Source organism: Aminobacterium mobile DSM 12262, from assembly GCF_000526395.1.
GTDB classification, from domain to species: Bacteria; Synergistota; Synergistia; order Synergistales; family Aminobacteriaceae; genus Aminobacterium; species Aminobacterium mobile.
In genome coordinates this window covers 390,991-408,857 of the sequence record NZ_JAFZ01000002.1, presented here as the reverse complement: position 1 = coordinate 408,857, position 17,867 = coordinate 390,991, and the positions used below count along the sequence as shown (strand labels likewise).

Below are 17,867 nucleotides of genomic sequence, written 5' to 3'. Positions count from 1 at the left end.
AGCTACTTCACCGATTGTCAAAAAGGGTCATTTCGCTATGATAGAAAAATGAGATATATTGACCTTGGAGGGACTATATTATGTCTATACGTGTGGTTTTAGCGGACGATCATCCGCTTACTCGGGCTGGACTCTCTGCTTATCTTCAACAGGAAAAATCCATAGAGTTAGTGGGAGAGGCAAAAGATGGCGTAGAAGCTTGGGAGCTTATCTCTCAGCTTAAACCTGATGTAGCGCTTCTCGATATACGAATGCCTGGAGAGGACGGAGTTTCTATAGCTCGCCGTATTAAGGAAGAAAAACTTCCAGTATTTTCTATCATGCTTACGTCCTATGATGCGCATCAGTATGTAGTGGCCTCTCTTCGGGCTGGGGCCAGGGGGTTCGTGTTAAAAACGGCTACTCCCCAGGAATTAATACGAGCTATACAAACAGTGGTACAGGGAGGATTGTACCTTGATTCAGAAGTAGCTACAGTTGTAGGGGATAGAGAGTTAGTACCCGAATCCCTATCTTCCCGAGAAAGAGAAGTGTTAGTCCTTGCTTCGAAAGGCCTTTCAAGTAAGGAGGTGGCCTCTGAACTTTTTATTAGCGAGCGGACGGTACAAACTCACCTGGCTTCAATTTACGATAAGCTAGGAGCGAGGAATAAGACGGAAGCTTTACTTCTTGCTTTGAAGTACGGAGTTGTAACCCTTGAGGAATTGCTGGAATGAGGCGTCATCTGCTTCTTCTCCTTATTTTGGCTGTTACCCTCCCCACGCTGGCCGTGCTGGTGGTCTCCAGTGTGGCCATGATACATCAGGAATGGGCTATGGAGGCTGTTACTCGGTCCTATGTAGAGGATTTGGCAGAAAATGTAGCGTCGTGGCTGAATTTAGATTCTCCTTTTTGGGGGGGAGGGGGAATGTATCCCTCTATTTTCAGACAGCTTAAAGTCTTTTCATGGGGTCCTTCTCTTCCTGGATGGATCGCAGTTATAACTCCTGACGGTAAAGTGCTCATGGCTTCTCCCGGAGTGAGTAATCTCGCAGCTATTTGGGATCCACGTATTCCTATCGGCCGTGCTGTGGAGGTGCGAGATCGGCAAGGAGATCGCTATACTATTGCTGTATACCCTATTGATGAAGGGAGCCGTTTGGTTATTGCGGCGGTGGCTTGGCGCCAGCTTATTGGACCGTTGCTTCGCTTCGGTCATATTTGGCCTGTGCTCATTGTTCTTATGACCCTTACAAGCCTTATCGCTGTCTGGGCAATGTGGCGGTGGCTTATTTTGCCTCTTCGTCGGATGATGATAGAGGTAGATTCCCTTGTATGGGGGAAAGAATTGCCTGAGCCAGATGATCCTCAAGCTGTTTTTGAACTGGGTCGTCTTCGCCGGGCCTTGTATAGATTGGCCAAGGCAGCTATTGAGCGAGACGATTTGAGGAACCGATATGTTCATGATATTGTCAGTGTCCAGGAAGACGAAAAGAAGAGGATTGCCAGAGAGATCCATGACGGACCTCTTCAGGATATTACAGCTATGATCCAACAAATGCGCCTTTTTGATATGAATCTATGCGGAGAGGTAGGACAGACTCATTTAAAATTGGCGGAAGAAGCAGCGCAAATGGCGGTACGTGAAATGAGAGAGATGTGTGACTCTCTTTCTCCACCATGGCTTGAGCTCGGCGGAGAACATGCCCTTACAGAACTAGCTGATCGGCTGGCTAGACATAACGGAATAGATGTAACTATCGATGTAGATGAAGATCTGAGCTTATCTTCTGAAATAGTTCTTGCTTTTTTCAGAATTTTTCAGGAAGCGGTCTCTAATGCAGTGCGTCACGGTCAGGCTACGTCTGTACATGGAGAGATCTTTCCCAGGGGATCTTTTATCCATTTTAACATCCAAGATAATGGCATAGGTTTTGAGTTGAACCAGACTTTTGAAGAACTCCTCTTAAAGGGGCATCGAGGCTTAGCGAACATGATGGAACGTATCACGACATTAAAGGGAGACTTTCATGTCGTTTCAGCACCCGGGCAGGGGACGTTGCTCCAATGCGTTGTTCCTTATAAGCGAGAAGAGATCCTTGATGAAACGAAAGGAGGCAGCCCCGAAAGGGACGAATAGAATGAGATTAAAGGTTCTAGGTGCTGCAGGAGAAGTTACTGGTTCTAACTATTTGATCGAATGTGGGAAAAGCCGAATTCTAGTAGATTGTGGAATGTATCAGGGTAGGGGAGAGGATACGAAGAACAGAAGTGAATTTGACTTTGTGCCATCAAGTATCGACGCTGTTCTTCTTACCCATGCTCATATTGATCACTCTGGACGCGTACCCCTCCTTGTCCAAAGAGGGTTTAAAGGAAAAATATGGGCTACTCTTCCTACTGTAGAACTGGTGAATGTCTTATGGCAAGATTCTGTAAGGCTTATGAAGGAAGAAGCAGAATGGAAGACGAGGAAAAATGCCAGAAAAGGTCTTCCACCTGTAGAACCTCTCTATACTCAGGAGTATGCAGAAAGAGCTTCCCAATTGCTCTCTCCTGCTACATACGATGATAAGATAGAAGTGGCTCCTCATATTTCCGTGAGATTTAGAGATGCCGGACATATCCTTGGCAGCGCTATTCTCGAAATATGGTTGCAAGAGGATGGAGATGAGGTAAAGATTGTTTTTAGCGGCGATCTCGGACCGCAAGAGACGGTTATGGAGAGAAATCCTGCCATTATTTCTCGGGCAGATTATGTAGTCATAGAATCGACCTACGGAGATCGGCTCCACCGCTCTAACGATGAGACACGAGCTGAATTTCGTAGTGTTATCAAAGAGGCTTTAAGATCTAGGGCAAAAGTGATGATACCCACTTTTGTTGTTGATCGAGCACAACGTATTCTTTTTGAGCTGATGCTCCTTCAAAAAGAGGGGATTCTTCGAGATGGTGTTCCTATATTTTTCGATTCTCCTATGGGAGTGAAAGCGACTGAAATTTATAATCACCACTTAAGTCTTCTGTCGCGAGAAATACAAGGACATGTAAAAGAAGGGGATGACCCCTTCTCGCCAAAACATCTTCAATATGTAGAGAGCGTCGAAGATTCTCGTCAAATTAACGACATAAAACATGCGATAGTAATGGCAGGTAGCGGCATGTGCAATGGTGGCCGTATAGTTCATCATTTAAAACACGGCATTTGGGATCCTCATAATCAAGTGGTTTTTGTAGGGTATCAAGCACGCGGAACAATCGGACGTCGACTTGTTGATGGGGAAAAAACATTGCGTATTGCAGGAGAAGAATTGAACGTAAAAGCAAAACTTCATACGATCAATGGTTTTTCCGCTCATGGAGATAAAAACGACCTTCTTGCATGGGCAGGAAATTTTGAGAACCGCCCTGTTTTCTTTATTACCCATGGAGAGCCGAAATCTTCTATGGCTCTCGTAGGAGCTCTTAAGGAAAGAGGCCTGCAAGCCATGGCGCCAGTAGTGGGAGAAGAGTTCGAGCTTACGCCACTTAAGGGCATAGAGACATCCATCTCAATTCCGGCAGCTGTCCCGCGCATAAAGAGTCTGGATCAGATGAATGATCTTCTCACCGATATAGTAGAGCTGGCAGCTTCTATTCGGGCAAAATCAGAGGAAGTGAAGGAACCGGAACCTCTTTTGCCTCTCCTTCAGTCTACGATTGTTTTGTTAGAAACAGCTGAACAGAAAACTGGCATATTTGAGGAGAAAGAAGTATAAAATATTATCCCCTTTCTGGTCATGTTGCTCTTTTAAGTCTATGATAGAAAGGTTGATTTCCATAGCTGGGAGGGAGAAAAATGAGAAAAGGACTTTATTTTTGGGGTGCTTTCATTTCGTGTTTTGTCATTATCGGGCTTGCTATTCTATTTATAGGAAGGCAACCTGAACAGCGCACTGTTTCTGCACCCATCCCAACGCCTGAAGCGTCTACACCTTATGTATACGTAGAAGGAGAGGGGAAGGTTTTTTCTTTTCCTATTCCCAGCGATCTTATGGAAGAAGCAGAGCAGGCTCGGCCTTTCCTGCAAGTAACTCAATCCGTGTCTCCGTTTCTTTCCTACTCTCGCCAGGGAGCGTGTCTTGTTGCGTGGCGAGACAATCAGCCCCACCTTTACGCTGCGGCTCTTTTTAATCTTACAACAACTCAGAGTCTGGAAAAAGGAGCAATTCCCGAAGAATGGTCTTCTTTGAAAGATGCTATTTCTTTGGTTCGAGATGAAAAAGGTACGACTCGCTTAGATTGGGGAAAAGATATGCCTTCTCTTTATGTTGTTGTAGATGGTGGTTTATCCCTTTTTTCCACATCGCTAGAAGATTTGGGTCATATGAAAATTATTCTAAAAAATGAAGAAGAGAAGTTTAAAACCGATTGGAAAGTGAGCCGTGACTGGAAAAACCACTTCCGTTTTTATGATGGAGGCCTGCTTTCTCAGCTTCTTTCTTTGGACGGTTTTGATGTTACCCTCGTCCCGTGTGCTTTAGACGCGTCATGGGTAGAAAATAGCGAGCGGGGAGAGTTTAAATGGAAAATTTCTGGAATTGAAGCTCTGATCCCATCTCAAATTTTGGGAAGTCTTTCCACTTCTCGATGGGATTATCGAATGATTATTCCTGAGCCTCTTGTTTTTGCCGCAGGGATTAATCTTCCTAACATGGAGGGGCTCCCTATAGAAGAAGAGATCTTAAGTGAAATATCAGCAGATTTCCCTCTAACACAGCAAGAACTATTCTCCTTGCTGAAAGGTCCAGTTTCTTTAACTGTAGGGGGAAACAGCAAAATCCTCTTTTTCACCCTCCCTGGTTTTCTTGTCCAATTCCCAGAGCGAGGTGCGGTAGGGCAAAAATTAGCAGAAGCATTTTGGGATCAGGAATGGAGAATGCTTGTTCCCTCTGTTCATCCTCTTGAAGGATTCCCCGCAGGGGGAACTACAGACATTCCCTTTACTATTGTAGGAGTGGCAAATGATAATTTGGCAGCCTTTGGTGTGATCCAGAAAAATGATGTTAAGGAAGGGAGAAAGGCAAGTATTGTAATCCCTTCCCTCAAAGGGACTTCTGAAGCTTTTGCGTGGTTATATGGCGACGGTCAACGTTTGGCAGAAGCTTTGGAAATGATAGCAAGGGCTTCCGCTTTAGCGGGGAAAATGGGAAGTGAAGTAGGGCATAGTGCTGAAGAGCTTGCTCAGATTGCTGCAAACCTTCGAAAAGTAGGTGAAATATCTATAGTTATGCCAAATATTCACGAGGGGCATGTACGATGGTCGTTCCCCGCGAAGAGCGAAACGCTTGAGAACGACTCAAATATATAAAGGAAGTATAGGAGGAAAAGTGCAATGGAAAATGCTTTCCACGTTCTTCAGGAACGGGGTCTAATCGAATGGAGCAGTCATCCAGAAGAATTGGAAGACTTGTTTAATAGTAAAGAGATGCTCACGGCATATGTGGGTTTCGATCCTACGGCAGACAGTCTTCACGTAGGCCATTTGATCCCTATTATGACATTGAGCTGGCTTCAACGCTTAGGCCATCGCCCGATCTGTCTTGCTGGTGGTGGGACAGGTATGATTGGAGATCCTTCAGGAAAAAGCAAGGAACGTAATCTCCTTTCTCCCGATATGGTGAGAAAAAACATAGAGGGTGTACGGAAACAACTCGAACATTTTATGAATTTTGATTGTGGCGAGAATTCGGCAATTATCGTAAATAACTACGATTGGCTGCAGCATATAACTGTCCTTGATTTCCTGCGAGACGTGGGAAAATATTTTTCTGTTAATTATATGATTAACAAAGAACATGTGAAATCAAGATTGGCGGACCCAGAAAAAAGTATCTCCTACACAGAGTTTTCTTATACACTTCTGCAAGCTTACGATTTTATGCATCTTCTAAAGACCTACAAGTGTCGTGTGCAAATGGGCGGGAACGATCAGCAGGGGAATATCGTTTCAGGTATTGATTTAATTCGAAAATGTACAGGAGACCAGGTTTTTGGTTGGACGAACCCCTTACTATTGAATTCCTCGGGAACCAAGTTTGGTAAAACAGAGGGCGGTGCGGTATGGCTTGACCCGAAGCGAACGTCCCCATACCGTTTCTACCAGTTCTGGATCAATACCGAGGACGAAATGGTAGATCGTCTGTTACGGTTCTTTACTTTCCTTCCTCTAGAAGAGATTCATGACATCATGAAGAAGCATGAACAGTCACCAGAGCAGCGGGAGGCTCAGAAAAGGCTAGCATGGGAAGTAACCTCTCTTGTCCACGGCACTCACGCAGCAGAAACTGTTCGTCAAGCCAGTGAGATTCTCTTTGGTGGAGATGTGTCCCACGATGAAATGACGGGAGAGCTTATGGAGATGCTGGCAGGAGAAGTTCCTAGCAGCATGATAACGGAAAGGTTGCCACTTTCTCTTGTTGATGTTTTGGCTTCTTCTGGAGCATGTCAAAGCAAGGGAGAAGTTAGACGTCTTATTCGAGGTGGAGGAGTCTACCTTAATGGAGAACGAGTTTCTGACGAAAACACCGTAATAGATGAGGAGCATCTTATAGCAGAGCGTTTTGTTTTTGTGAGACTTGGCAAGAAGCGATTCCATCTTCTGGAAGTGAAACATTAGCTTCGGCGGTGTTGCGTGTGAACATGTGTGGGGACTCTCTTGTTTGGCTTCTTACAAGCTCTCTGCCTGTTTGGGAATTGGCAGTCATTGGTTCCCTTGTGAGAGAGCTTCGGGGGCGTTTACCTTACTTCAGGTTCTTTGCTCTTAAAAATGACCAATGGTTAGATTTCTCAACGCCAGAATTATGGTCCTCTCTCTCATGGAGAGATAAAGCGTTGCTGTTTGCGACGAAGGGAAGGATTTGGCATGTATGGGGGACACCACCTCCCTGGTGGCCTCTTGTTGGTGTCCACGCCAAAACGATTCAGAGCACGAGCGGATTGAAGGCCTCTTACCGGGGGCTTTCCCAAAAAAGTTTTTTTATACCACCTGCTTTTGAATCAAAAATTTCATGGGCTTTAGCTGAAGAGGGTTTTAAATGTAGCGGGGCACCGGCTCTTTTTATAGCCGGCGTCCCTAATGAAGCAACTGGCTATTGGTTATCTATCCTCTTGAACCAAAATATGCCCATTTTTAAAGTGCCATTTCCCAAACAGCAAGAGTGGCCTGGAAAAACTCTTTCTCACTCTTCATATATATTGCCGCTTATGGGTCAGAGAGGGGGAGTGTTGTTGCTTTTATCAGATCACCCCTCTTTGGCTTTGCTGGCAGCACAAGCTTCTATTCTCGGTGTTCCCGTTTTGAGCCCCCCTTCTGCCTTTCTCGACCGACTTTTAGGCTCTGAAGGGTATGTGAGGGTTCAGAAATCTTCTGACGGCCCTCTTTTGTTTGAAGAAATTCTTTTCTCTTCTTTCTCTTCTCAGGGGAAAAACACGGCTGTAAAAGCCCGAAATTGCCTTCTTAACGTGTGGACGCCTCAAGAGAGTGTGGACGCCCTTCTTAAAATTTACTCTCAACTGGATGGTGCATTGAAGTGAGCTCTGGTTCTATTTTGTTAAAAATATTTCAAAAGTGCGCTGCCCCAGGCTGGCGTGCCACAGCGATGGCCAAACTAGTTCATCGTCTCTTGTGTTCTATTGCCCCTCGAAAGGGAGTAGCACTTTCTAATATGGAAAATTCCTCTTTCCCGTCATCAGAAAGCTGGCGTAATGAAACTCTTTCAGGTGTGTACAATCATATAGCCTGGATGCTTTCGGAGTATCTTGTATTGGTAGATAACCCCCGTCAGGCTCTTGATTGGGTTGTAGATATAGAAGGAGAAAGTATCCTCCAAGACTTGTTCATGCGGCAAAAAGGAGCGGTCATTCTTACAGCTCATTTGGGAAACTGGGAGTTGTTGGCTGCATGGCTTTGTCAGCGAGGATACCCTCTCTATGCGGTGGTACGAGATCCCGATGATAGTGATATTGCAGATTTAATTGAAGAATACCGCTCTCGCGTAGGACTTCGAACCCTTAAAAAGAGATTCATAATGAAAGAGGCTGTGAGATTAGTGCAATCGGGGGCTTTTCTTGGTCTTCTTGCCGATCAGGATGGCGGTCCTTCCGGCATTTCTTCAACGTTCTTAGGGAAAAAATGCTCTACTGTCAACGGACCGGCTGCTATTTCTCTTATGGCTGACGTTCCCATTGTGCCTGTTATTTCTTATCGCATTGCTCCCTTTCACCATCAAATCATTGTCTCTCCTCCGCTGCTTCTTCCAGAGGAAGGGAAGCGTAAAGAAAGAATAGAAGCTATTACCCTTACTGCCGATACCGTCATAGAGAAGATGGTATATCGCCATCCGGAGCAGTGGCTCTGGCTCCATCGACGTTGGCACACCTCTTTACCTTGATAAGATTATTCCCTCGTGGTATGCTTTTTAGAGAAAGGAGGGGGTAATAGTGATCTATGAGCTGATGTCTTCGGGCAACATCGTCAGGCTTCCGGATACGATGACAGTGCCTGGTCTTCCAAAAACTGATGCTCCACGGGTCGTTCTCCTCCTGCCATATAATAGGATCCTTATTGGATCTTCCTCTATCCTTAACGATGAAAAATGGGTATGGGGCAAATTAGGGGATGTGGAGATGACTGAGGTCTTTTTGTACCAAAATAAACCCCTTTCTCTGGCTGTAGAGAGCCTTCATACTATTTTTCTTAGTGCGGAGATAGTGTCCGAGCTTCGGAGGAGCTTGTTAGGGCAGATGGAACCTCCTGGCGAGCATGTACCAGCGATACTCATTCTTAAAGGGTTGCTTCGTAACGACATGGTCGATCTTTTAACAGAAGAAACCTTGCAAGATGAACATTTTATTCTAGAACTTATAGAAAGAGACCAATCTGTCAAACAGGCCTATTGGGGTGTTCGTTTCGCTTTAGCTCGAAATGATTATTCCTCAGTAGCGCGAATTAAGACATGGCTTAAGAGTGCTGGAGGTGCTTTTAGCGATCAGAGTCATCAACCCCAGATCTGGTTTTCTCTTACAGATTTGCCGGGAGGAAAGGATATGGCTGAGCTTGAAACACTCTCTTTCACTCTTGATGATCTACAGCGCATGACGTCTCAACGTTCTCGCCCGGTAGTTCTCTTTAGTCGAACTGGATACCTTATTTTATCGGAACAATCTTTGGATAAAACTGAAACCATCTTCCGTGTGTGGCTTTATCTGCCCTTGCCTTTGTGGAATGAGCTGAGGGAAAAAGGAAAGTTGTCAATACGGGAGATTATATCTGCGTCGTGGGGGTATTTAGAAGCTCGGGAAGCGATGAGGGAAATGGAGTATTATGGCAGAAAAAGACAGGCTACTACGTATCCGAACTAAACAAAATAGGGGAAGGAATTGCAATGTTCCTTCCCCTATTTTATCTCTTATCGGACTTGCCAGCGTTTCTCCAAAAACTGGAGACCCAGGCTTGTAAAGCTGGTGAGGAAAAGGTAGATAAGACCTACCATTATAAATGTCTCAAAAGATGCATACGTAACGCTTCGAACTTGTTGCCCTACCATGGTCAAATCGGCGATGGCCAATGTAGATAGAAGTGACGATTCTTTTATAAGTGTTACGAATTCATTCCCGAAAGCTGGAAGCATATTCCGTATGGCTTGAGGCAGAATAATATAGCGCATAGTCCCCAGATAAGAAAGACCTAATACTTTTGCTGCTTCCCATTGTCCCTTGGGGACTGCCTCTATCCCACCTCGAACAATTTCTCCAACATATCCTGCAGAGTTGATGGAGAGTCCAATAATCCCGGCAGCAAAAGCGGGTAAATTAATGCCAAGGGAGGGTAATCCAAAATAGATGAGGAAAAGCTGAATTAAAAGGGGTGTTCCTCGTATTACATAAATATAGGCTGCTGCTAAAGATTTTAAGGGTGTGAAGGGTACAACCCGTAAAGCTCCTACAAACACGCCTATAATGGCTCCAAAGATCACAGCTAACATAGAAGCTTTTACCGTGATGGATGCCCCCGTCAAAAACATGTGCCAATATGGAGTAATAGCCGTAAAATCCAGGGTCATTAACATTCGCCTCCCCGTTCAGGTATTTCTTCTCCGAAATGGGCAAGCATGCGCTGTAAAAATGCTTGCGTCCTTGGGTGAGAAGGCCTCGTCATAATATCACTGGGGGTTCCCTCTTCCACTATATTCCCATCAGCCATGAAGACAATTTTATCAGAGACCTCTTTGGCAAATGTCATTTCATGGGTAATAATCATCATAGTCATTCCTGTCTCGGCGAGCTGTGCTATAACATCAAGCACTTCGCCTACAAGCTCAGGGTCAAGAGCACTGGTAGGTTCATCAAAAAGCATAATTTTAGGCTGCATAGCCAGAGCCCTAGCTATGGCTACCCGTTGTTGTTGCCCTCCAGAAAGCTGTGCAGGTTTGGCTTGAACTTTATCTCCGAGCCCTACTCGTTCCAGAAGACGAACAGCCAGTTCCTCTGCATCGCTTTTTTTCATCCCCTTGATTTGAATAGGACATAGTGTAATATTATCAAGAACTGAAAGGTGGGGAAAGAGGTTAAACTGCTGGAAGATCATTCCCACAAGACTCGCTAATTCTTTATTCGAGTGTTTCCCTCCGTCGACACGTTGCCCATAAAGGTAAATCTCTCCTTCATTGATATCTTCGAGACGACAAATACACCGGGCCAACGTACTCTTCCCTGAGCCGCTCGGGCCGATGACAGATACGACCTCTCCTTCACTAACAGACATGGAGACTCCTTGCAACACATGAAGGTCTCCGAAGGATTTATGTAAATTTTTTACTTCTATTGCAGTTTGCAATAATCTTCACCTCCTGTTTAACGCGGGCATTATAACTCAACTTTAGGTTACTAGCAAACGTTTTTCTGAAAAAAAATTGAAAAACATGTACTCAAGAATGAAGAAAGGCATAAAAAATGGGGCCTCAAGGCCCCTCCTGTTTGTAAAAACACGAAAAAACAAGCTATGAACTATGAATCGTATCGGCACCGATATAATTCATGATTAAGATCTACCATAGCGTTGGCAAAAGCATCTGTCTGTTCGTTACGCTGTTTTACATGTCCGCTCTTTATGGCTTTTTTCAGTTTTTTGCTATCCATTCTACGCACCTCCTGAAATAGCCCTTTCGAACCATCTATGATTTATTTTTTATTGGTTCGAACCATTAGCTAGAACATTCTAGCATGGAGAAAAGAAAAAGCAAAGTATTAGAATATACTCGAAAGGAGGTTTTATATCTTATGGAGATACGAGAATTGACAGCGCAGAGTTGCTTTATCCCAGGGCGAGTGAATATAGGGTTATGGAAAGATGGGAATGGCGGTTGTTTCCTTATAGATAGTGGGGGGGATGAGACATCTGGGCGAAGATTATTTAAATTATTGCAAGAGCATAATTTGACGCTCCATGGAATTATTAATACTCACTCCAATGCTGACCACATAGGAGGGAATGCTTATCTCCAGAAAAAAACTTCTTGCGCTATTATAACAAGCTCTCTTGAAAATGTTTTGACACAAAATCCTTATCTCGAACCTTTTCTTTTATGGGGAGCGTACCCATTTAATGCTATTCGAGGAAAATTCCTTGAAGCAGAGCCGTCGAAGGTCACTCATGTTATTCACCCTGGTGAAATGGTTCCTGGCACAGAGCTTGAGGTTGTGGGGCTTCCAGGTCATTTTCTCAATATGGTAGGATTAAAGTCGAGAGACGGAGTTTTTTATGTAGCCGATAGCGTCTTTTCCCAAGAGATTATAGAGAAATATCGTTTTATAGTCTCTATGGACGTAGAAGGGGTTCTTCGAACGCTAGATATGCTTCAGATGTCAGAAGCTAATTGGTTTGTACCAAGCCATGCCAAGCCGGTTCAAAATATTACCTCTTTGGTGGAAGCCAATCGAAAGGGCGTTAAATATTTAAGTGAGGCTGTATTGAATCTTTGTAAAACTCCTCATTCCAGAGAGGAGATTCTTGCAGCATTGGCCAGAGAATGGGGCATAGAAATGGATTCTATTCAATATGTGCTGAACAGCGCTACTATTGCTGCCTATTTATCTTTTCTTGAGAGAAAGGGATGTATCGTTCCTTATATAAACGAAGGCTATTTATTGTGGAAAGAGAAAGTTTAAAAAAGGAAAGGGCATGAAAAATGCCCTTTCCTTTTTCAAATTAGTACGTCCACTGAAAATCGGAAACTCCTACTGCTATCATGCGTTTTTTCATGTCTTGCGTAATAAAGTCCAGATCTTCTTTTGTCTTGCCCTCGCATCTTGTCACTAACACGGGCTGGGTGTTAGAAGCCCTTACCAAACCCCATCCCTGAGGATATAAAATTCGTACTCCATCGATAGTGATAGCTTTGTACTCTTTAAGAGCTTCCTCTTTAATTTTTTCGATGACTTGAAATTTCTTATTATCGGGACAGTCTACTCTAATCTCTGCAGTACTGTAATAAATGGGATAATCTACAAGCATGTCAGACAGAGTTCGGCGATCATTTGAGAGGATGCGCAGGAGGCGGCCAGCTGCGTAGAAAGAGTCATCAAAGCCATAAAACTCGTCGGCAAAGAACATATGTCCAGACAACTCGCCTGCGAAAAGAGCTCCTATCTCTTTCATTTTCGCCTTAATAAGGGAATGCCCAGCTTTATAATAAAGAGGTTTTCCTCCTAAGCGACGGATCTCGTCTTCAAGGGCTTGAGAGCATTTTACTTCTATGATAGCATCAGCTCCTGGATGTTTAGGCAAGATTTCTCTCCAGTATAAGGCCATGAGTGTGTCTCCCCATACTACAGAACCCTTCTCATCGACAACTCCTATTCGGTCGGAATCCCCATCAAAGGCGAAACCTACATCGGCTTTTTCTCGTTTTACTGTCTCAATGAGGGAGACGAGATTTTCACGTTTCAGAGGATCTGGGTGGTGGTTGGGAAAGTTCCCATCAGGTTGGCAGAACAGAGGGACAACACGGCAGCCTAACCCTTCTAAAAATTTTTGGATAAAGAGCCCTGCTGTTCCATTCCCAGCATCAGCAACTACTTTGAGTTTTCGTGGCCCCAATTTTATTTTCGACAAGAGCATCTGGATATAGCCAGACCAAATATCTTCTCTTTTTACAGAGCCCAATGTTTGCCCAGGTACCATATCATCTTTTTCAATCATATTTAAAATAGATTGAATCTGCTCTCCATACATAGTACTTTTCCCTAAAGCCAGTTTTAAGCCGTTCATGTCTTTAGGGTTATGACTTCCTGTGACCATAACTGCTCCATCAAAGTTAAAATGGAACTGGCTCCAATACAGAAGAGGCGTAGTTACCACCCCTAAATCTATTACGTTAACGCCGGCCCATATGACCCCGTCGATAATATTTTGTCGAATTCTTTCTGTTGAAAGTCTCACATCTCCTCCTATTGTTATAGTGGAGATTCCTTCTCTGCGAAGCAAGGTCCCATAGGCTTTCCCGATAGCTGTTACTACATATGCAGTGAGCTCTGTATCGGCTACGCCACGAATATCATATTCTCTAAATATATGTGACGGAACTTGCATCAGGTGTCATCACCTTCCTCTTTTATCATTTCATAATCATTATATAACAAAGCACCTTTTATAGTATTGAAGAGATATAATAGTTTGTTAAACAGAGAGGAGAGATCGGTTGTGGGCTGCTTTTTTATTGTTCTTCCCATCGTTACTATTATATCTATTGGTTGGTTCATTCGCCAACGAGGTTTTGTCAAAGAAGAAGCTTTTGTTGGAATGCACTTTATTCTTTACTGGATCGCCCTTCCATCTCTGCTTTTTCGGGTTACCTATGGGGCAGATGTAAAGGTACTGATGGGGGGAAACTTTGTGAAAGCTGTTTACGCGTCTTTGCTTCTTACTCCCTTATTAGCATGGAGTTTTGGGCGCTTTTTTTGTAAAGAGCGCGGGAAAGTGGCAGTGATCGCCATGACGTCCATTCGCTCCAACAATATTTTTATGGGGGTACCGGCGGTATCAGTTGCTATGGGGGAGAGTGGTCTTCAGGCCCTTTCTTTATATCTCGCTGTCGTTATGGCAGGATATCAACTAATCTCTGTGGGGTGGGGGCAAGTTGTGTTGTCGGGAAGTTTAAGTTTACATGCTCTTAAAGATACGTTTAAAAAACTTTTTACGAACCCCCTTATTATAGCCTGCATATCCGGGCTTTCCTGTGCTATCGTAGGGGCTCCTGCATTGCCTTTATGGCTTGACGAAGCCCTTAAGGTGTTGGGAAACGTGGGAAATGGTCTCGCTCTTTTGTCTCTCGGAGCTTCTCTTAATTTTAATCGAACGTTTGCGGCATTGAGAGATACATGGGAGGTCATCTTATTTAAACTTATTCTTTTTCCCCTTATTGTGATGGGGTTTATCTCTCTCTGGCCTGTAGAGAGTATATTGGCTAAAACAACGATCCTTGTTTCAGCCATGCCTATAGCGGTTAACTCTTTTGTTGTTGCCAAGGGGATGGGAATGGATCAAGTCTATACAGCTGAAGCTATAGCTGCAACCACGCTCTGTTCCATTATCACCATACCGCTCTGGGCCGCATTCCTTGGCGTTGTGTCTTGATTTTCTTTAAATGGTAGAGTAACATATTTTTAAAATAATAGACCTCCGAGCCCAAAAACCTAAAGAAAATTCCATGGTTCAGGGCCGTTAGGGTTTCCTCGGAAACGGGAAAGCCTTCCGTGTTTGAAAAGGAGGAACAAAAGCTCTTTTTATAGTATGTGAAAGAGGCTGTTTCTCCTTGTGAGCAATCGCCTCTTTTTTGTGTGATCTATTTCCCGTTCTATTCTGTAATAGATCAGCCGGGGGATCTGCACGGAGCAGATCCCCTCCCCCAACTTCCTTGTGCTTTTTATTAAAAAGGGTCGAAAGTACCAGTAAAATACAGGCCTTGCCGAAGCGAGCCTCTGATATGCCTATGTTAATATACACTTTGTCTGAGTACTTTATTTATCTGAAGTTGCAGAGGACAGGATAATAATATGCCACTTATTGTCACAAGCGACCATCTTAAGCCTGGAATGCGCCTAGCTAAGTCGGTATGGGCCTGCGAAGGACAGCAGTTATTGCTTAGTAAGGGAGTTATTTTTAACAATCAGCTTATCACCCGTCTTGTACGACGGGGAATAGAGGCATGTTTTGTCTATCTTCCCGGGGAAAATGCAGTGGAAGATGATTTTTTGTGTTCTGTTGTTCCTGAACATTTGGAACGACAGGTTCGTGCTGATGTTGCATAACGCGTTCCCGGAGAGCCACGAGCGCGCAGTAATGAGTGCAACCTGCGCGGGGCATTTAGAGCCATCGGCGCGCAGGTCGGGAGCCACCTCTCTCTAGTGAGAAATGACTCCGCCTGACAATCGGTTATCTAGATCAGTTTACGCATGGAATCCTTCCCTTTGATGATGATTTTGTAGGCCTTGGATGCTAAACGATCGGTCACGGCTTCGGCGGCAACCGGAATGGGGATCTGGTCGAGCCACTCAGCCGGTTCATACTGAGACGCAATAATCGTGGCCTTGTGATTATGTCTCCGGTCAATAATCCAGAGCAACTGCTCCGTATCGGCTTCGCTGATCGGAAACAAAAGCCACTCGTCGATAATGAGAAGGTCATACTTGATGAACTGTTTGCGCAGCCGCAGCAACGCTTCAGGCCCTTTTGATCTGGCCAGACTGAGTTCGTCAAATAAATCGGACAAATGAATATACCGTGTGGAAAGCAAGCGCCGGCAGGCAGCCTGTCCGAAAGCCTGGGCCAGATACGATTTTCCAGCTCCGGTCGGACCGACAATGATGACATTTTCAGCATGCGGAATATAGTTGCAGGATGCCAGCTCAAGAATGAGGTTGCGATCCAGATGCCGGTCCTGCAGATAGTTGATATCTTCAACACAGGCTGACGAGTTCTGGAATTTGGCCGCATGAATAAGCCGTTGCAGACGATTATGCTGACGCCGGCTGAATTCCCGGTCGACCAGAAGACCCAGCCGTTCGCTAAAGCCCAGCTCCTGAAAAACAGATTCATCTTCCTGCTGCTGCAATGCATCGACCATACCGTTCAATTTCATCTGTTTAAGTTTGTTGACGGTTTCATGATTCAACATGGCTGGCACCTCCAAAATAGTCTGCACCACGCTGGAATCCACGTCTGGCAGGTTTTTCAGATGCTTTTGTCTCTTTTTGTGGTTTGGGAACATCCATATTTTTATCAAGGATGCTCTTGAGCTGACGATAGGTCGGAGCGGACGTATGCGAGAGAATGACCTGACTGGCTTTCTCCAGTCGATTCGCGCTGTATGTGTCATGCAGATTCAGAACACCGAAGCACGATCGGTAGGCCTGTTGTTCAATAACCGCACGGTCAAGGATCGCGGCAATAACTTTTTTTGTCGCTGGTCCGATTGTGTCAGCCCAAGCAAGAAACCGGTCCCGGTTCCAGTCTGCGAAGAAGAGCTTATCCGGCGGCATGTGCTCGACAATCGTTGCATAATCGGACTGACCCCACAGCCTTCGATGTGACGCGATCCGCTGATGGTGATAGAATATTTCTATCGTCTGCTGAGTTGCCCGGACATCGATTTCTTCGCCCAGATACTCAAATGGGACAGAATAGTATTTACGCTGATAAGCAATATGGCAATTCGGCTGCACCTTGGCTTTACTCCATTGAGCCAGTTCATAGGGGGACGCGGGAAGCGGGAGCATATAGTCCTTTTCTTCGGCAAGATAGGATGACCATCGGCTCTCGTTTTTCCCTGTCAGGGGTGCTTCATTAACCTGATTCAAGGCGATCTGGACACGTTGCTGCAGATCCTGAAACGACAGGATTTGCACATTGCGCAGCTTGGCCATGATTTTTCGGGACGCAATCAGGACACTGTTTTCAACCGAGGCCTTATCCTTTGGTTTTCTTACCCGTGCCGGTAAAATCACGGTTCCGTAGTGAGCGGCCATTTCCTGATAGGTGTGATTGAGTTCCGGTTCGTAAAATCCGGATTGCCTGACTCCGGTCTTCAAGTTATCTGGGACCAGTGTTTTGGGAACACCGGCGAAATAATGAAAAGCATGAACATGGCCGGCGATCCATGACGGCATCTTTTCATCCCGAAACGGCTGAGCGTAGATGAGCTGACTGCAGGGCAAAACGGCAACAAACAACGAGGCTTCTGCCAGTTTTCCCATTTCAGTGTCAAAAAATCCAAGCTTCGTGCCGGCCCAGTCGACCTCCATCGACAGCGCAGGTTTATGTTCCAGTCGGATAGTGGCTTTGTGGACTCGGGCGAATTTGTGATAGTACTGTCGGAACTGTGTCTCCATGTAAAACCGTTCGCCGTTTTGCTGGCAGGCTTCGACATATTCCTCCCAGAGCAGTTTCAGCGTGACATGGGGTTTGGCCAGTTCCTGATGCACGTACTCATAATCCGGCATTGTGAATGTCACATCACGCGTCGAACTCGCTGTTTTATTCAGCTTTTCTGATATGGCGGCATTATCCACAGATTCCAGGTCGTCCAGGGTCAGCCATCCACTGGCTTTTGCTTGTCGGACAAGAAGCGCTACGGTATTTCTTGATACCTTATGGGTCGCTGCCACTTGTCGCTGGCTGAGTCCACTGTACACAGCCCTGATGATTGTTACATAGTCGGTCATTCTCTTTCCTCCTGAGATGAATTCTACCTGACGGCAGTAATTCAATTCTACAGAAGTATAGTGAGAATGGCTCTCGCTATCCGCGGCGGGTGGCTCTACAGTCGCGCGCTGATTGCTCTAAGCCTCCG

17 protein-coding genes and 1 riboswitch are annotated in these 17,867 nt (G+C 45.1%); of the genes, 11 read left to right on the top strand and 6 right to left on the bottom strand.

Annotation, left to right across the window (positions count from 1 at the left end; genetic code table 11):
• The first annotated feature begins 80 nt into the window (after positions 1 to 80).
• The 8 genes from K360_RS0108765 to K360_RS0108730 all read left to right on the top strand — a co-directional run bounded on the left by K360_RS0108765 (position 81) and on the right by K360_RS0108730 (position 9,381).
• Positions 81 to 716, top strand: coding sequence for a response regulator transcription factor (locus K360_RS0108765; RefSeq protein WP_024822789.1), 636 nt, complete (start codon positions 81 to 83; stop codon positions 714 to 716).
• Entirely contained in the window at positions 713 to 2,119 is a 1,407-nt protein-coding gene (locus K360_RS0108760; protein ID WP_024822788.1) for a sensor histidine kinase, read from the top strand. The genes K360_RS0108765 and K360_RS0108760 overlap by 4 nt, the downstream gene beginning before the upstream one ends.
• Position 2,120: 1 nt before the next feature.
• Complete coding sequence (locus tag K360_RS0108755; protein ID WP_024822787.1) at positions 2,121 to 3,737, top strand: MBL fold metallo-hydrolase RNA specificity domain-containing protein; 1,617 nt, start codon at positions 2,121 to 2,123, stop codon at positions 3,735 to 3,737.
• Between the two features lie 80 nt (positions 3,738 to 3,817).
• Positions 3,818 to 5,329 carry a hypothetical protein gene (locus tag K360_RS0108750; protein ID WP_024822786.1) on the top strand — a complete coding sequence of 504 codons (1,512 nt, stop codon included), beginning with the start codon at positions 3,818 to 3,820 and terminating at the stop codon, positions 5,327 to 5,329.
• 24 nt (positions 5,330 to 5,353) lie between these two features.
• A complete protein-coding gene (gene tyrS, locus K360_RS0108745; protein ID WP_024822785.1) occupies positions 5,354 to 6,637 on the top strand; it encodes a tyrosine--tRNA ligase in 1,284 nt (427 codons plus the stop codon).
• A 17-nt stretch (positions 6,638 to 6,654) separates the two neighbouring features.
• On the top strand, positions 6,655 to 7,554 hold the full coding sequence (locus K360_RS0108740; protein WP_024822784.1) for a hypothetical protein: 900 nt from the start codon (positions 6,655 to 6,657) through the stop codon (positions 7,552 to 7,554).
• 65 nt (positions 7,555 to 7,619) lie between these two features.
• Positions 7,620 to 8,411, top strand: coding sequence for a lysophospholipid acyltransferase family protein (locus K360_RS0108735; RefSeq protein ID WP_156923390.1), 792 nt, complete (start codon positions 7,620 to 7,622; stop codon positions 8,409 to 8,411).
• Positions 8,412 to 8,460: 49 nt separating this feature from the next.
• The gene (locus tag K360_RS0108730) at positions 8,461 to 9,381 is read left to right on the top strand and encodes a hypothetical protein (RefSeq protein WP_024822782.1); all 921 of its coding nucleotides are present in this window, start codon (positions 8,461 to 8,463) and stop codon (positions 9,379 to 9,381) included.
• Between the two features lie 47 nt (positions 9,382 to 9,428).
• Here K360_RS0108730 and K360_RS0108725 read toward each other — a convergent pair whose 3' ends face one another.
• The 3 genes from K360_RS0108725 to K360_RS11505 form a co-directional block, all read right to left on the bottom strand.
• Entirely contained in the window at positions 9,429 to 10,082 is a 654-nt protein-coding gene (locus K360_RS0108725; RefSeq protein ID WP_024822781.1) for an amino acid ABC transporter permease, read from the bottom strand.
• Complete coding sequence (locus K360_RS0108720) at positions 10,082 to 10,855, bottom strand: amino acid ABC transporter ATP-binding protein (protein ID WP_024822780.1); 774 nt, start codon at positions 10,853 to 10,855, stop codon at positions 10,082 to 10,084. The genes K360_RS0108725 and K360_RS0108720 overlap by 1 nt, the downstream gene beginning before the upstream one ends.
• A 170-nt stretch (positions 10,856 to 11,025) precedes the next feature.
• Positions 11,026 to 11,157 (bottom strand): hypothetical protein, encoded by a 132-nt coding sequence (locus K360_RS11505; protein ID WP_274532069.1) that lies wholly within the window; start codon positions 11,155 to 11,157, stop codon positions 11,026 to 11,028.
• Between the two features lie 141 nt (positions 11,158 to 11,298).
• Between K360_RS11505 and K360_RS0108710 the strand changes: the two genes are divergently transcribed.
• A complete protein-coding gene (locus K360_RS0108710; protein WP_024822779.1) occupies positions 11,299 to 12,186 on the top strand; it encodes an MBL fold metallo-hydrolase in 888 nt (295 codons plus the stop codon).
• 40 nt (positions 12,187 to 12,226) lie between these two features.
• Here the strand turns inward: K360_RS0108710 and K360_RS0108705 are convergent, their stop codons facing one another.
• Positions 12,227 to 13,609, bottom strand: coding sequence for a phosphomannomutase/phosphoglucomutase (locus K360_RS0108705; RefSeq protein WP_034326885.1), 1,383 nt, complete (start codon positions 13,607 to 13,609; stop codon positions 12,227 to 12,229).
• A 111-nt stretch (positions 13,610 to 13,720) separates the two neighbouring features.
• Between K360_RS0108705 and K360_RS0108700 the strand changes: the two genes are divergently transcribed.
• Positions 13,721 to 14,653, top strand: coding sequence for an AEC family transporter (locus K360_RS0108700; protein ID WP_024822777.1), 933 nt, complete (start codon positions 13,721 to 13,723; stop codon positions 14,651 to 14,653).
• Positions 14,654 to 14,684: 31 nt separating this feature from the next.
• A riboswitch (molybdenum cofactor riboswitch) is annotated at positions 14,685 to 14,803 on the top strand.
• A 269-nt stretch (positions 14,804 to 15,072) separates the two neighbouring features.
• Positions 15,073 to 15,327: a hypothetical protein gene (locus K360_RS0108690; protein WP_024822775.1), complete on the top strand. Its 255-nt coding sequence runs from the start codon at positions 15,073 to 15,075 to the stop codon at positions 15,325 to 15,327.
• Positions 15,328 to 15,455: 128 nt separating this feature from the next.
• Here the strand turns inward: K360_RS0108690 and K360_RS0108685 are convergent, their stop codons facing one another.
• Complete coding sequence (locus tag K360_RS0108685; protein WP_024822395.1) at positions 15,456 to 16,193, bottom strand: ATP-binding protein; 738 nt, start codon at positions 16,191 to 16,193, stop codon at positions 15,456 to 15,458.
• Positions 16,180 to 17,739 (bottom strand): IS21 family transposase, encoded by a 1,560-nt coding sequence (istA, locus tag K360_RS0108680; protein WP_024822396.1) that lies wholly within the window; start codon positions 17,737 to 17,739, stop codon positions 16,180 to 16,182. Before istA ends, K360_RS0108685 begins: the two co-directional genes overlap by 14 nt.
• Between the last annotated feature and the right edge of the window lie 128 nt (positions 17,740 to 17,867).

What these genes read in the sequence shown, in the direction of transcription:
- istA (WP_024822396.1), bottom strand. Translation starts at nt 17,739, where the DNA reads ATGACCGACTATGTAACAATCATCAGGGCTGTGTACAGTGGACTCAGC.
- K360_RS0108685 (WP_024822395.1), bottom strand. Translation starts at nt 16,193, where the DNA reads ATGTTGAATCATGAAACCGTCAACAAACTTAAACAGATGAAATTGAAC.
- K360_RS0108690 (WP_024822775.1), top strand. Translation starts at nt 15,073, where the DNA reads ATGCCACTTATTGTCACAAGCGACCATCTTAAGCCTGGAATGCGCCTA.
- tyrS (WP_024822785.1), top strand. Translation starts at nt 5,354, where the DNA reads ATGGAAAATGCTTTCCACGTTCTTCAGGAACGGGGTCTAATCGAATGG.
- K360_RS0108710 (WP_024822779.1), top strand. Translation starts at nt 11,299, where the DNA reads ATGGAGATACGAGAATTGACAGCGCAGAGTTGCTTTATCCCAGGGCGA.
- K360_RS0108755 (WP_024822787.1), top strand. Translation starts at nt 2,121, where the DNA reads ATGAGATTAAAGGTTCTAGGTGCTGCAGGAGAAGTTACTGGTTCTAAC.
- K360_RS0108705 (WP_034326885.1), bottom strand. Translation starts at nt 13,609, where the DNA reads ATGCAAGTTCCGTCACATATATTTAGAGAATATGATATTCGTGGCGTA.
- K360_RS0108760 (WP_024822788.1), top strand. Translation starts at nt 713, where the DNA reads ATGAGGCGTCATCTGCTTCTTCTCCTTATTTTGGCTGTTACCCTCCCC.
- K360_RS0108735 (WP_156923390.1), top strand. Translation starts at nt 7,620, where the DNA reads ATGGCCAAACTAGTTCATCGTCTCTTGTGTTCTATTGCCCCTCGAAAG.
- K360_RS11505 (WP_274532069.1), bottom strand. Translation starts at nt 11,157, where the DNA reads ATGGATAGCAAAAAACTGAAAAAAGCCATAAAGAGCGGACATGTAAAA.
- K360_RS0108765 (WP_024822789.1), top strand. Translation starts at nt 81, where the DNA reads ATGTCTATACGTGTGGTTTTAGCGGACGATCATCCGCTTACTCGGGCT.
- K360_RS0108750 (WP_024822786.1), top strand. Translation starts at nt 3,818, where the DNA reads ATGAGAAAAGGACTTTATTTTTGGGGTGCTTTCATTTCGTGTTTTGTC.
- K360_RS0108725 (WP_024822781.1), bottom strand. Translation starts at nt 10,082, where the DNA reads ATGACCCTGGATTTTACGGCTATTACTCCATATTGGCACATGTTTTTG.